This window comes from uncultured Pseudoalteromonas sp. (genome assembly GCF_963922945.1).
Taxonomy (GTDB): Bacteria; Pseudomonadota; Gammaproteobacteria; order Enterobacterales; family Alteromonadaceae; genus Pseudoalteromonas.
This window is the reverse complement of sequence record NZ_CAWUKC010000034.1, coordinates 1-14,891: the sequence shown is the minus strand read 5'-3', so window position 1 is coordinate 14,891 and position 14,891 is coordinate 1. Positions and strand designations below refer to the sequence as shown.

Here is a 14,891-nt window from a genome sequence, read left to right as displayed (position 1 = left end):
ATTTAAGGCATTTGTGTAATTATATCATGGTGATGGCTAATAGAAATTGAAGATTTTACAGTTTGTAACACTCTTTTTATCGTAATTTGAGTTGCTGTATTTATAATCAAGTTAAACCATTGTGTAGAGGTTTATATGAAAAAATGTTTGTTACAGATCATAGGTGTATTGTTTATTTTGCTTGGGTTATTTTTCTCTCTGGTGCCAGGGCCCTCACTAATATTTTTTATGGCCGGGTTACTGTGCTTTTCTTTTTACTACCCAAAAGCGAGGTACTATTTAAAACTATGCCAAAAAGCTTTAACTAAATCGTGTCATTATTTAGATAAAAAATTAGCACGTTAATTTACCTAACTTACAAAAATGCCAGCATAATTGCTGGCATTTTTATTAGTTACTTATAAACGTGATTATTTAGCAAGTTTATCTGCTAGGTATAACCATGTTTCTAGTACTGTATCTGGGTTTAGTGAAACAGAATCAATCCCCTGCTCTACTAACCATGCTGCAAAGTCTTCATGATCTGAAGGACCTTGTCCACAAATACCTACGTATTTACCTTTTTCTTTAGCTGTTTTAATTGCCATAGAAAGTAGCTTTTTAATCGCAGGGTTACGCTCATCAAATAAATGTGCGATTAGGCCTGAGTCACGGTCAAGGCCCAATGTTAGCTGAGTTAAATCGTTAGAGCCGATAGAGAAACCATCGAACATCTCTAAAAATTCATCAGCAAGTAATGCATTTGACGGTAGTTCACACATCATGATTACTTTAAGACCATTTTCGCCGCGTTTAAGGCCGTGCTCTTCAAGTAATTCGATAACGCGTTTACCCTCTTCAAGGGTGCGTACGAATGGGATCATGATTTCGATGTTGGTCATACCCATGGTGTTTCTTACGCGTTTGATTGCTTCACACTCAAGGGCAAAACAATCACGGAAGTCTTCAGAAATATAACGTGCAGCACCACGAAAACCAATCATTGGGTTTTCTTCTTCAGGTTCGTACTGCTCACCGCCGACTAAGTTTGCATATTCGTTTGATTTAAAATCAGACATACGCACAATTACACGCTCTGGTGCAAATGCACAACCGAGTGTTGAAATACCTTCTACTAATTTAGAAATGTAAAACTCTACTGGCGATTCGTAACCGGCAATAATGTCGGTAATTTCAGCTTGCAGTGCTGGTGATTGGGCATCAAAATTTAATAGCGCTTTAGGGTGAACACCAATCATGCGGTTAATTACAAATTCAACACGGGCAAGGCCAACACCTGCATGGGGTAAACGTGCAAAGTCAAACGCGCGGTCAGGATTACCTACGTTCATCATTACTTTCATTGGTAATGGTGGCATTTCATCAACACGTGAGGTGAGGATTTCAAAATCTAAAATACCTTCGTAGATGTAACCGGTATCACCTTCGGCACATGATACGGTAACTTCTTGACCTGCTTTAATTAAATCGGTTGCATTACCACAGCCAACTACCGCAGGGATACCTAACTCACGGGCAATAATGGCAGCGTGACACGTACGCCCACCACGGTTTGTCACGATGGCCGCTGCACGCTTCATGATTGGTTCCCAATCTGGATCAGTCATGTCAGTAACTAAAATGTCGCCTTGCTGTACTTGGTCCATTTCTTGAATTGAATCTAGTACTCTTACAACACCACTACCAATTTTATGACCAATTGCACGCCCTTCTGCAATTACGTTGCTGGTGCCATTTAACTGAAAACGCTCCATTACGTTAGCATCTTCGTTTGAGCGTACGGTTTCTGGGCGTGCTTGTACTATGTACAGTTTGCCATCGTTTCCGTCTTTTGCCCATTCGATGTCCATTGGACGGCCGTAATGCTTTTCGATAATTACAGCTTGTTTTGCAAGGTCTTGCACTTCTTCATCTGTAATTGAAAATTTGTTTGAAAGGTTTGGATCTACATCAACAATTTCTACTTGTTTGCCGTGCGCTTCATCGTCAGAGTAAATCATTTGAATGGCTTTTGAGCCAATATTACGACGTACTACTGATGGCAACCCTTTTTGTAATGTTGGTTTATGAACATAAAATTCGTCAGGGTTTACTGCACCCTGTACAACCATTTCACCTAAACCGTAGCTTGATGTTACAAACACAACGTCTTCAAAACCAGACTCAGTATCAATACTAAACATTACGCCTGATGCAGACTTATCTGAACGCACCATACGCTGTATACCAGCAGAAAGTGCAACACCACGGTGATCATAGCCTTGGTGAACACGGTAAGATATAGCGCGGTCGTTAAATAATGACGCAAATACGTGTTTTATTGCGACCATGACTGAGTCGATTCCACGTACGTTAAGGAAGGTTTCTTGTTGGCCTGCAAATGATGCATCTGGCATATCTTCAGCGGTGGCTGATGAGCGAACTGCAAATGATACATCGGCTGAGGTATCGCCATGTAATTGACTATATGCGTCGCGAATGGCTTGGTCTAGGTTAGGTTGGAATGGGGTATCGATAATCCATTGGCGGATATCGGCACCGACTTTAGCGAGTGTATTTACATCATCAACATCGAGCGTATCTAAAATGTCGTGAATTTTTGCATTGAGTCCAGATTGCTCTAAAAACTCATTAAAAGCGTCGGCTGTAGTGGCAAAACCACCCGGAACCTGTACACCTGCGTTAGCGAGGTTTGAAATCATTTCACCGAGTGAGGCATTTTTGCCGCCAACACGAGGAACATCTTGCATACCAAGCTCTTGATACCAGAGAACGTATTCTTGCACGGGTCTTTCTCCAAAAAACAAATTGTAGTTGTAACTGTGAGAGTTAAGAAAGAAAACCTTTTATAAAGGTCACCTTCATTCTACACTGGCATTAGACCTCACGTAAACCGTGAGTAAGCCATTTTAGGGATTAAACGTAATAAAAAGGTAAATTATGAGAACTGCTTTTTATATATCAGACGGCACTGCTATTACCTCCGAGGTGTTTGGGCATGCGACGTTGTCGCTGTTTCCGGTTGAATTTAACCATAAAACTATTCCTTTTGTAGAAACAGAAGAAAAAGCAAATGAAATTAAAACGTTAATAAACGCAACTGCTGCAAAAGAAGGAGAGAAGCCATTTGTATTCTTTACCTTCGTAAATCACAACTTAAGTGAAATAATTAAATCGTCTGATGCTATCGCTTACGATTTTTTATCTACTTACAGTGAAAAAATTGAAAAAGAGCTTAATGTTTCACCTGTGCCCAAAATGCATAGAACTCACTCTATCCACGAAAAAAGTTATGACTTTAGAATAGATGCGGTTAACTATGCCCTCATGAATGATGACGGCGGCAACATAAAAAATTTTTCTGAAGCCGATATTATTTTAGTTGGTGTGAGCCGAAGTGGTAAAACACCAACAAGCTTATATTTAGCACTACAATACGGCATAAAAGCCGCTAATTACCCTATAACAGAAGACGATTTAGAAAGTGAGGGGTTACCTAAATGTTTACTGCCTTATAAACACAAGCTATTTGGGTTAACCATTGACCCTGAACGCCTTGCTGCAATAAGACATCGTCGTATGGCAAACTCTAAATACGCATCAATAAGACAGTGCCGAATTGAAGTACGTGAAGTTGAAATGCTTTATAAACGACATAAAATTGCATACTTTAATTCTACCCATCATTCTGTAGAAGAAATTTCAGCAAAAATCTTAATTGACGGCAACCTTGAGCGCCGTAAGTACTAACTTGCTTAATTAAATTTTTGCAAAAAAAAGCCGCATACTGCGGCTTTTAATTTTTGTGTGTTACTTACGCGCGTCTTTCAACAAATCAGCTACTAAGAAACCAACTTCGAGTACTTGGTCTGCATTTAGACGGGGGTCACATTGTGTTTTGTAACGCTGCGCAAGGTCATCATCAGATAAACCGTATGCACCACCTGTACACTCTGTAACGTGCTGGCCAGTCATTTCTAAGTGAATACCACCCGCGTATGAACCTTCGGCTTTGTGTACAGCAAAGAATTGGCTAATTTCGCGCATGATATTATCAAAGCTACGCGTTTTATAGCCTGATGTCGCTTTTTCAGTGTTACCGTGCATTGGGTCCGAGCTCCAAATAACTTTACGGCCTTCTTGCTGAACGCGTCTTACAAGTGCTGGTAGTTTTTCTGGTAGTACGTCGGCACCCATGCGTGTAATTAGCGTTAAACGACCCGGAATGTTATCTGGATTTACTGCATCAATTAAACGAATTAGGTCATCTGGATCCATTCCTGGACCAACTTTAACACCAATTGGGTTTTTAATACCTTTGAAAAATTCTATGTGTGCATGGTCTAATTGGCGTGTACGTTCACCAATCCACACAAAGTGTGCAGAACAGTCGTACCAGTCACCTGATAGGTGATCGCGACGAGTAAGTGCTTCTTCATAGCCTAGCAATAAGGCTTCGTGAGACGTGTACAAGTCGGTTTCTTTAAGGCTTGGGGCAATAGTAGAATTAATGCCACATACTTCCATAAATTCAAGTGCGTCTTGAATTTTATCTGCAAGCTGTTGGAATCTTTCTTTTTGTGGATTAGCGGCAACAAAACCCATATTCCAACGATTCACTTGGTGTAAATCGGCTAAGCCACCTTGTGCAAATGCACGAAGTAAGTTTAATGTAGCGGCACTATTGTGGTAAGCCTTCATTAAACGTTGTGGATCTGGAACACGTGCTTCTTCTGTAAACTCAAAGCTATTTACAATATCACCACGGTATGAAGGTAGAGATACACCGTCAATAGTTTCTAAATCAGCAGAGCGTGGTTTAGCGTATTGGCCTGCCATGCGTGCAATTTTAACAACGGGGCATTTACCGCCATAAGTTAAAACAACAGCCATCTGTAAAAGTGTTTTAAAAGTGTCGCGAATATTTGCAGCATTAAAATCACTGAATGACTCAGCACAATCGCCACCTTGAAGTAAAAATGCACGCCCCTCGCACACATCTTCTAATTGCTTAAATAGACTTCTTGTTTCTTCAGCGAATACCAGAGGTGGAGCGCTTTTTAATTGGCTTTCTACTGTTTTCAGTTCTTCTTGATCTGGGTACTGTGGCTGCTGAAGTATTGGCAGTTCTCTCCAGCTATTAGGGTTCCACGATTGCATGTTCTTTCCTCATTCCTACTTTACCTGATAAGAAGAAATTAACGTATGCAACCACCTAAGTTCAAGGACTATATTCACTATTTACCAACTAATTTGTTATGAGTTACATTTTTCATGAGTTATTAGCACATTTTTTACGTTTTTATATGCTCATATTTATTGTTTCTCTATCTTTAAATGTTAATTAATACAGTAAGTTAATGAACATAAGGTGTTTTTTTGAACATCCTAAAATAAATTAAAAGCTAAAGCTTAAAGTTAGTAGATATTATAAGAACACATCATACTTATAATTGACCTATTGTAATCTTAGCTTTACAGTGTCGGCTCAATTAAATTCAGCAATGGTATAGATGTTTATTCTACATTGTGATATAGAGCCGAGAGTTTTTGTAAAGGCTTGTAATAGGTTTACTTAGATCTATATAGCTTAATAGCTATTGTTCAGGCGGTTAAACGATACTAATAATTAAATACAAACTGCCTAAAACAAACCTATTTAAATGGCTAATCTTACCGCTAATCATTGGCAGAGTATTACCTTGGATACTATAGTCGTTTAGTGTGTATTAACTTATACAACCTATAAGTATATTTATAATGTGTGCGTGCCTCATCCGTGATGACGTAACTAATCAATAGCTATAAACAAATATTATAAAAACACCTACTCTAAATATGGTTTACCCTAAAGATACAACACTTTGGTAATTACCTGTTTAAAAATAAAATCCTCAATAAAGCTAAGTTTACCAGATCACTAATCTAGTGCACTTATAACCAATAAAAAGAACACATCATACTAAGTCTAATAAACGATATAACTTTGCGCTGAAAGTTAAAATAAAAATTTAATAACCAAGAGGAAAAAGTTAAACTTAAACATTAAGTAGTAAGATGTGTTCTTAAGGTGTTTATGGTTTCAAAAGTACAGATAAGAAGTCAATTTGATTTACTGAGTGAATTAACATCATTGTTGATTGATGAATTACGAGAGTGTGAATATTCTGGTGCTGAATATTATCAGCTTCCAGATATAACAAGTGCTGATGAAAATTTAATCCCAGAGTCTATCCCTGTAAATAAGTTAAGCGGTGAAATTGCCCATAGAGCAATTTTAAACTCCTTTACTGATATTTTTAAAAAAGATAATTTAAGCTCACGTGTACTTAAACGCCATCCAGGGCTTTTAGTTCTTAAAAATGCCGATACGTCAGCAATTATTAATCGGCTAGAACAGGTTAATAAAGCAAAGTCTGCTTTTAAAGAATGTATTTTGGCTATTGATAATAACGATGCCAGGTTTGAGGCTGTTCACAACGCGGTACCTAATTTAATTACTCTTGCAGCCTATCGAAAAATTCATTTTCAAAGTGAGTCCCCTTTTTCAGTGCGATTTACATGGATGCATAAGCATGCCACTAAAACTTTAAATAAAAAGATGGCGCTTGAAATGCTAGATAAATCTGCTGGTTACAGAAACCCAAGAATGATTGATCAACAAAAATGGCAATCACTTGTTGCGCAAGAACAGTTACGAGTTGCAAGTTTAGGTGATAAAGAAAAATTAAGAATTCGGCGCCCTACTAGAGTCAGTCCTCAAGTTAATATTAGGTATACCGCCCAGAACAGATATCACGTGAGTGCTGCATTGCCGTTTATTTTAATTAACCCACAGCCCGATGTTAAGTTAGGTACTTTGCCAGATTATCAAAAACCAGAGTCTCACCCACGCAAAAAAGAGTATGATTTTTTAGTGGATAGACTTTATTTAGAACAAGTTGCTGAATAATTATGTTAAAAAGGCCACAATATGTGGCCTTTTTGGTAAGTGTATTAGTATTTTAACTGCTGCTATTTTTCGACTATTTCTTCTATTTTATCTTCATCAATTAAAACTGCGTTTTCGACAATTCGCTTACCGCCTTGAATCTCAATACGCTTATTATGCTTGTTGAGTGTAAGTATCTCATCACAAAATTGATCTGAAGGATGCATTTCATAGGTGTAATCAATAATAGTGCCGGTTTTATCATCTTTTACATTAGTGATGCTGTATTCTGAAATGGCCCCTTTTTCAATCAGGTCTTTCATCGTTGTAGTCATATCACGACGTAATGCTTTTAATTTATTTTCGGTAATATCATCGGTTGAATAAATTGATCCATATTTTTCCATAATAGATAACAATCTAAAATGATATGTTTTACCAGGTGCTGCATAACGCCAAAGGTGGTACAAACGCAGCATCATCCAACGTGATAAACCACGTTTTAGCTCTTGTGCACTGTTAAAGTAGTAGCCTTTGTATTCAAGATTATCGATCATGTTATGAACAAAGGCATTTAAACATGCAACACATTTTACGTTTCCGCCTTGGCCCTTTTTACCACTAAAGTGAAGTGATGATAAAAAGTTCATATTTGATTCATAAAATGAGTCATCAATATCTGAATTTTTAGTATCAGTAGCTGAGTATTTAAATGAAAGTTTAGAACCTTGAAGTGCTTCGAGCGATTCTTTAATTTGCGGGTATGGCATTGATTGACCAACCGCTTTGAGTTCTTGAGCTAATTCGTTCATCGAAAAAACCACGGCATATTGAATACCGGACTTAAAATTTATTTTTACAATTTTACCTTTCGATGCAAGGCGAATTAATGCGCGCTCAACTTTCTCTTCTCTATCAGAAGGCCACACTAAATACTCAACGTCTTCACCATCTTTACGCGTACTTACAACGGCTGGTGTAATTTTAATTTCACCATCGTATAAAATACCATCTACTTTTTCGGATATTTTACGCGTAACAATAGTTTTTTTAGGTGCTTCTTCTAATGGCAATTTTTTATGGCCAGAGCGCACGAAACGCCCCCACAAATCATAGTGGTTAAACGTGTTTGAATAAGCACGTAACCCATGAGCGGCATTTTCGATAGAAATTCGCACATCTTTGTTATCTGTAAATAGTGCTAAACTTTCGTTATCTATTGCACTTTCCACCCCGTGTATTTGGCCCCTAAGTGTATCGGGCAAGTTATCTACCGAGATGTTGACCTTTCGGCTCATTGTTCTGATTTCCATTTTTTATTGCGACAGCTAATAACAACACATTAAGCTACAAAAGTTAAATGTTTAAGTTAGTATAAAACTGATCTGTGTATAAATAAACGTATCGGATCATTATTATACTAAGTAGGGTCAGGTAAGCCTAATTTCAGATCACTATTTTACTAAGATAACCTTCTCAAGCTAGTTTTTTACTAACTCAACTTATTTTTTGTCCATCAAAAGCGCTATTTTTAAACTTTTTACACGACAAACGTTAGTAAAATAAATACCTGCTGTGGATAACAGCTCATCAAGTTAGCATAGATCTGATCTGTACTTACTACAGATCAGATCTATACCAATTTAGAGCCCTGTTCTTTATAAATTTAGGTGAATAACTTTATAATTTACTTAGTAAAAAACGGATCTAAACACCTAAAAATGTAGATAACCTTTTGAGTAAGCTGTGCATAACTCCAATTTTTAAATATAGCTTAGTAAAAAACTGATCTGTCTGTTGTTATAGATCTGATCTTAACCAAGTATAAAGGTGATCTGCTTTTTTTAACATTATTGATAAATATCAGATAGTTATATTGCTATTATACACTCTTAACCTTTATTACCTTATATATTTAACCACTTTTAAACTTCTTTATTTATTCTAAGCAATCTTAAAGGTGTAAAAATATTTTTAAATGTCATGTAATTAAAATGCATGTCGTCTTAAATAGTTATTTACAGCTAATTGAATGGACATTATACTACTTACCTAACTTTGAGGAAGAAAGTATGTCTATCAACAATAATGCCCTAAGCACTTACCGGCTTTTAAAAGCAACTGCCGAAGTTGCTGAAAAATCTTTAAAAGGACGCATACAGCACTATCGCGCTCACCTTAAATCAGAAGAAAAAGAGCTCAGAACGTACACACAAAAAGCAGCAGCTGATTTATTAGGGTGTAATAACCGTACCTTAAAACGTCGTCATGATAATGGTGATTTTGATGACTTAAACATTAAACGCGGTGCAAATGGACATTATGCATATACGTTAATGAATATTTTTGCCATGGCGGATATTATGGATATTCAGCCAGATCACCGCACTGCCGATGACAAACTTCAAGTTATTGTTATTAATTCTCTTAAAGGTGGCTGTGGCAAAACAACGAGTATGGTTAACATTGCAGCAGCGTTAGCAACAACTAATATTAAACGCTATCGAATTGGTATAATCGATTTAGATCCTCAAGGCTCGTCTTCTAGTTTTTTTCCTTCTAATGATCACGACCCAGTTACTGTTGGCGACTTAATGCGTGATTGTATTGATTTAGACGAAGGTGAAACCTGGCCTGAGTTTGTATCGAGTGCTTTTGTTACAACACATATTCCAAATATTCGTGTTTTACCCTCAGGTATGGATGATTTTTACTTTGAGCACGAAACCGCTACGCTGTTAAAAGATACTTCTAATTATGAACAAACACGCCACTACCATAAGCTGTTAGAAAAAGTTATTGAGCCGGTTAAAGACGAATTCGATATTATTTTAATCGATACCGCTCCTACACTTAACTTTATGTTTTATAATGCTTTAATGGCATCAACAGCAATGCTTATACCGGTTCACCCTGAGGCGGTAGATTTTGATGCTAATAATAAATATTTAAAACGTTTAGGTGAGATTTACCACACAGTAGCGGCACTTGGTCATGAAGGTTGGGACTTTATGCAGTTTTTAGTTACCAACTACGTTAAGGGTAATCACTCTCAGCGCGATATTGTTAAGGATGTACGCAGTGCATTTGGTCGCCAAGTAATGAGTTACCCAATTAATCATAGCTCAGCAATTACTGCCAGCTCGTCCTCTTTTAATACTATATTTGATCAAAAAGCTTCAGATAGCTTAGCAAGTCGCGAGTCTTTGCTACGCGCGCAAGAAAATATCAAAGATGTTGTGGACGAACTAGAAATGCTTATTCGTTCTAATTGGGAGTCAACCCAATCATCACTTAACAACACTAAGTAAGGATGTTACATAAAAATGGCTACAAAACGTAAAAACGACACCCGCTTAGATCCATTTGCAACCGCTGTAGGCAACAGCAGCCTTGATGCATTACTTGAGCAAGCAAACGCTGGCGATGTAATAAGAATGCCTGCACCAAGCGACCCTACACGTGAAATAACCTTAGTGTGTAAAGTTATTGCGCATGCAGATATTGAATCAAGCACCACGGTTTATGGTAAAAATCGCCGTGTACAAGCGCTATTAAATGAAAAATCAGTTTCTGATATTTTGCCTGCAATCAGCGAAGATGGACGTAATCAACATCCTGCTTTACTTTGGGATCAGGGAAATACTAACTTAGTACTTGCCGGTTCACGTCGTCGTAAAGCTTGTATTTTAGGTAATGCTGATTATTTAGTATTAAGCTCACCTGACTTTACAGATCAAGACGCTAAAATTTTAGCTGTATCTTCAGATCAGTACATAGCGCCGAGTTTATGGGAGCTTGGGCAAGCTTATCAACAAACTAAAAACGATCTTATTGAGCAAGGTAAAAAAGGCTCTTATCGCGAAATTGCCGCTATTGAAGGTGTATCCCACACCGCAATTGCAGATGCCATTAAAGCATACGAGCAAATACCGGCAGATGTAATCTCACTTTACCCAACGGCTAATCACGTAGGTAGAGAAGTCGCTAAAAAGCTTGTTAGTGCAAAGGAGCGCGACGAGCAAGCGTTTAACGCTCTAGTCAGCGAATTACACACCGACGATGAGATTAACGCCATTACAAGCGACGACAAGCGCGCAATGGCTATTACTAAGCGCTTAACTACCGAGCCTAGTACGGTTGCTAAGCGTGAAGCGGTATTTGAAAACAACTTTATAAACGTACAACGCAACTTAAAAAGTGGTGATGTATCTATCAAAATAGATAATAAAGTGTTGACAGACAAACGCTTAGAGCAGCTTACCAAACTATTAAGCGCGTTCAATTAGCCTCATACTACTTAGTAAAATAGCGATCTTAAAAGCCTGTTAGGTTAGTCAAATACTGATCTAAGGGGCTTTTAACTTAGTAAAATATTGATCTTTTTTGCTATTTATAATCTATAAATTCCTCATTTTTCTTTAAAGATCACATTTTTACCAACTTCGTTTTATTTTCTACGACAGTTAAATGCTAGATCTGAATTTGTTAGTAAAAAACTGATCTGTAAAGCCCCTGCATTGTTAATAAGTTGTTTGTAATATGTGTGTTTGATGTTTACCTATTCTTATTTTGGTAGGTTAAGTGCCATAAGATACGTATAAACCGATTTTTTACTAACCTATCAGCTCCAACCAGTTCATATAAAGTTAATATTGCTTTTGCTGTGCGCAGTTAAAGAATATACTGGCAAAATTATTTTAAAAATTTAATGCTTAGAGTGACATGTCTGCTAACTTATCAAAAAATGATTTACTGGCTATTTTTGAAGAAATAAAAAACGAGCAGGCAACCTTGTTTCCTCTATCAGAACGTTTTATAAAAAAGTTGTTTAGACCCAACGTGCTCGATAAAGGCAAAGAGTATTATAAAAACGGCCAAATTAGTTGGTTGGAACATAGCAGTGACTTTGCTGTTATTGACTCAACAGTACAAGGCGACAGCGGATCAGCATTTAATCAACGTATTGAGATCAGTAAAGTACCTTCTGGTTACTCTGTTGATACGCATTGTACCTGTAATGCTAAAACCAAATGTAGGCACTTAGCCGCTGTATTATTTAAACTTAAAATAGAGCATTCAGGTGAGTACGGTGAAGATTACTTTATTAACGATTGGTTTAGTGAACTGACAGCACTTAAAAGTGCCGATGCTAAAACCCCTTCGCAAGTTCTTTTATTTGTATTAGATATTGAAAACAATAAAGTATTTTTAACGCCAAAAATTGCCAATTACGATAAAAATAATAATTACACGCTAGGACGCAATTTAACTGAGCAACAATTAAATAGCTTTGTAACGCCAAATGATTTGCTCGAAAGTGACTTTAGGCTATTTAGTTGGATCCGCTCACAAAATGCTGTGGGTAATTTAGAGCTAAAAGGTCAATGGGGCTTTAGCGCTTTACAACAATTAATTGCCACCGATCGTTTATTTTTACAACGCTCTCGAGTGGCTATTAAAGCACAAACTGGGCAATCCCTTAACTTTAATTGGCAGCAACAAAACGAGTTATCGCAATTAGTTATTGAGCTTGAACACACTAAAAATTGGGCACTAATAAAGACCACACCGCCTGCTTATTTAGATCTCGAACATTTTAAAGTCGGCAGGATCAGAACGCAGCTTAGTGCTGATGAAATCGCACATTTACAATCAATTCCTGCACTGCACGATGCTAATTTTGATCGCATTTATAAACAGCTTGCCGACAATTTTGGAGCCGGCGTTATACCGCATCCGAATAACGAACAAGTTAATGTTAAGCAGCTTGGAAATGCTGTTTTAAAAGCCACTATGAATGAGCAAGGGCTCAAAGTTTCGCTATTATTTAAATATAAAAATAAAAATTATTTAGCGGGAACAGCCCCAGCGAGTTTAATAAACAGTGCATTTGAAAACACAGTAACAAATGAGTTAGTAAATTTAGGTTTTGAGTTTTGTAAAGGGGGTTTACAAAGTGAGTTTATATTTAATAAACAATCACCTATCCATTTACATTGGCTTGTTTACGAAGTATTCCCAGGCTTTAAAAAGCGTGGCTGGCAGGTAACTCAAACTAAAGTAAATGTAGCCGACCCCAAAGGACAGGTTACACTTGATGTAAACCGTGCCGCAGGGCACCAAATGCATTGTAAAGTGCAATTAAGCGATGCCAAAGCTGCTGTACTTTTTAATACTGATGACGCCACGTATCAATCGTTAAATCGCCAAAGTGAGCTGTTTTATTACTACCCTGTTGGGCGTCAATTTGGTGTTATTAGTAAAGCCGCAATTAATTTACTGAATGAATTTAAGCAACGCTTTGAATTTGTAAAAACACGTGATGAATTTAATATCCCGCTTTCTTATTTACCTGAGCTAGTAAAGCATACTGCAGTAACTATTGACCTTCATGATGGCTCATTAGAGCGTTATCTTGATGAGTTAAATAACACCGAGCAGGCTATGCCCGTGGTGCCGTTACACGGTTTAAAAGACTCAGTAACACTACGCGAATACCAGCAGCAAGGTGTTGATTGGCTTAGCTTTTTAAAGCGTCATCAACTAGGCGGCATACTTGCTGATGACATGGGACTGGGTAAAACGCTACAAGTTATCGCCTTTTTAGCCAGTAGTTTTAATCGCCCACAAGCGGGACCGACACTTATAGTGTGCCCTACTAGCTTAGTAAGTAACTGGCAAAACGAAATCACTAAATTTACTAAGAGTCTCAAAATAACCACTGTTTTTGGCTCGCAACGTAATGAGCCTTTACAGCATTTAGCACAAGCGCAGTGTATTTTAACTACTTACCCATTACTAAAGCGTGATATTGCTTATTACTCACCACTTTATTTTGAAAACATTATTTTAGATGAAGCGCAATATATTAAAAACGATACCGCTCAGGTCTCGCGTTTGGTTAAGCGTTTAAATGCCGACTTTAAACTTTGTTTAAGCGGCACGCCAATCGAAAATAATTTGTTTGAGCTTAAGTCGTTACTCGACTTTGCCATGCCTTCACTCCTTGGTTCACAAGCGCACTTTAAACAGCATTTTCAAACACCGATTGAGCGCGAGTCTGATTCGGAACGAGCTGAGCAATTAAAAGCGCTTATTATGCCGTTTATTTTGCGTCGTACAAAAGCGCAGGTCGCTCAGGAACTTCCGCAAAAAACAGAGTTGTTAAAAGAGTTTGAGTTTGAGCCTAAGCAAAAAGATATGTATCAAGGTATTACCCGCGCCTTAGAAGAAAAACTCATCGATTTATTTGCTGAACAAGGCGCACAAAAAAGTAAGCTCGCATTCTTAGAAGCGCTACTTAAACTAAGGCAAATTTGCTGCCATCCAAAATTAATAGAGCCAACAACACAGGCGGGATCTGCAAAACTAGAATGGCTAACAACGCATTTACCGTTAATGTTAAGGCTTGGCCGTAAAGTAATTATTTTTAGTCAGTTTACCTCTGCGCTTGATTTAATTGCAGAGCGTTTAAGTGATATAAATATTAATTTTAGTATGCTTACAGGGCAAACACGTCATCGTGATAAAGTGATTGATGAATTTACCAGTGGTAAAACCTCGGTGTTTTTAATTAGCTTAAAAGCAGGCGGTACGGGGCTTAATTTAACCCAAGCCGACACGGTAATTCATTTTGATCCGTGGTGGAACCCGGCGGTAGAAAAACAAGCCACCGATCGTGCTTATCGTATTGGCCAAACTAACCCTGTGTTTGTTTATAAATTAATAATGAGCAACTCTATTGAGCAAAAAGTGTTTAAAATGCAGCAAGATAAGCAAGCGCTTGTTGATGCATTATTTACTGATAAATCAATGAGTTTTACTTCGTTTGATGAGCAGCAAATGCTATCACTTATAAAAAGTTAAAGTTTTAAATAAACAGTTGAACTAATTTAATACAAGGGCGTCTACTATTATGCTTGTTGAATAATTGCAGTTATCACAAGCTTCATGTTGA

Annotated in this window: 9 protein-coding genes; 6 read left to right on the top strand and 3 right to left on the bottom strand. The window is 37.5% G+C overall.

Going from position 1 to position 14,891, the window contains the following annotated elements; all coding sequences use genetic code 11:
• Window positions 1-135: 135 nt before the first annotated feature.
• On the top strand, window positions 136-345 hold the full coding sequence (locus AABI99_RS09200; RefSeq protein ID WP_338365390.1) for a PGPGW domain-containing protein: 210 nt from the start codon (window positions 136-138) through the stop codon (window positions 343-345).
• Window positions 346-410: 65 nt separating this feature from the next.
• On the opposite strand, the gene ppsA is transcribed toward AABI99_RS09200, so the two are convergent.
• Entirely contained in the window at window positions 411-2,786 is a 2,376-nt protein-coding gene (gene ppsA / locus AABI99_RS09195) for a phosphoenolpyruvate synthase (RefSeq protein ID WP_338365389.1), read from the bottom strand.
• Window positions 2,787-2,940: 154 nt separating this feature from the next.
• On the opposite strand from ppsA, the gene AABI99_RS09190 reads away from it, so the two are divergent.
• Window positions 2,941-3,750 (top strand): pyruvate, water dikinase regulatory protein, encoded by an 810-nt coding sequence (locus AABI99_RS09190; RefSeq protein WP_338365387.1) that lies wholly within the window; start codon window positions 2,941-2,943, stop codon window positions 3,748-3,750.
• A gap of 60 nt (window positions 3,751-3,810) precedes the next feature.
• On the opposite strand, the gene AABI99_RS09185 is transcribed toward AABI99_RS09190, so the two are convergent.
• Window positions 3,811-5,160, bottom strand: a complete 1,350-nt coding sequence (locus tag AABI99_RS09185; RefSeq protein ID WP_338365386.1) for a 3-deoxy-7-phosphoheptulonate synthase class II — start codon at window positions 5,158-5,160, stop codon at window positions 3,811-3,813.
• 916 nt (window positions 5,161-6,076) lie between these two features.
• On the opposite strand from AABI99_RS09185, the gene AABI99_RS09180 reads away from it, so the two are divergent.
• Complete coding sequence (locus tag AABI99_RS09180; RefSeq protein WP_338365383.1) at window positions 6,077-6,952, top strand: DNA replication terminus site-binding protein; 876 nt, start codon at window positions 6,077-6,079, stop codon at window positions 6,950-6,952.
• Between the two features lie 62 nt (window positions 6,953-7,014).
• Here the strand turns inward: AABI99_RS09180 and AABI99_RS09175 are convergent, their stop codons facing one another.
• A complete protein-coding gene (locus AABI99_RS09175; protein ID WP_338365381.1) occupies window positions 7,015-8,229 on the bottom strand; it encodes a replication protein A in 1,215 nt (404 codons plus the stop codon).
• Window positions 8,230-9,003: 774 nt separating this feature from the next.
• Between AABI99_RS09175 and AABI99_RS09170 the strand changes: the two genes are divergently transcribed.
• The 3 genes from AABI99_RS09170 (at window position 9,004) to AABI99_RS09160 (ending at window position 14,800) form a co-directional block, all read left to right on the top strand.
• Window positions 9,004-10,242, top strand: coding sequence for an AAA family ATPase (locus AABI99_RS09170; protein ID WP_338365379.1), 1,239 nt, complete (start codon window positions 9,004-9,006; stop codon window positions 10,240-10,242).
• A 15-nt stretch (window positions 10,243-10,257) separates the two neighbouring features.
• Window positions 10,258-11,220, top strand: coding sequence for a transcriptional regulator (locus AABI99_RS09165; RefSeq protein ID WP_338365377.1), 963 nt, complete (start codon window positions 10,258-10,260; stop codon window positions 11,218-11,220).
• Window positions 11,221-11,656: 436 nt separating this feature from the next.
• A complete protein-coding gene (locus AABI99_RS09160; RefSeq protein WP_338365375.1) occupies window positions 11,657-14,800 on the top strand; it encodes a DEAD/DEAH box helicase in 3,144 nt (1,047 codons plus the stop codon).
• Window positions 14,801-14,891: the final 91 nt, after the last annotated feature.

What these genes read in the sequence shown, in the direction of transcription:
- AABI99_RS09185 (WP_338365386.1), bottom strand. Translation starts at nt 5,160, where the DNA reads ATGCAATCGTGGAACCCTAATAGCTGGAGAGAACTGCCAATACTTCAG.
- AABI99_RS09175 (WP_338365381.1), bottom strand. Translation starts at nt 8,229, where the DNA reads ATGAGCCGAAAGGTCAACATCTCGGTAGATAACTTGCCCGATACACTT.
- AABI99_RS09165 (WP_338365377.1), top strand. Translation starts at nt 10,258, where the DNA reads ATGGCTACAAAACGTAAAAACGACACCCGCTTAGATCCATTTGCAACC.
- AABI99_RS09170 (WP_338365379.1), top strand. Translation starts at nt 9,004, where the DNA reads ATGTCTATCAACAATAATGCCCTAAGCACTTACCGGCTTTTAAAAGCA.
- AABI99_RS09180 (WP_338365383.1), top strand. Translation starts at nt 6,077, where the DNA reads ATGGTTTCAAAAGTACAGATAAGAAGTCAATTTGATTTACTGAGTGAA.
- AABI99_RS09160 (WP_338365375.1), top strand. Translation starts at nt 11,657, where the DNA reads ATGTCTGCTAACTTATCAAAAAATGATTTACTGGCTATTTTTGAAGAA.
- AABI99_RS09200 (WP_338365390.1), top strand. Translation starts at nt 136, where the DNA reads ATGAAAAAATGTTTGTTACAGATCATAGGTGTATTGTTTATTTTGCTT.
- AABI99_RS09190 (WP_338365387.1), top strand. Translation starts at nt 2,941, where the DNA reads ATGAGAACTGCTTTTTATATATCAGACGGCACTGCTATTACCTCCGAG.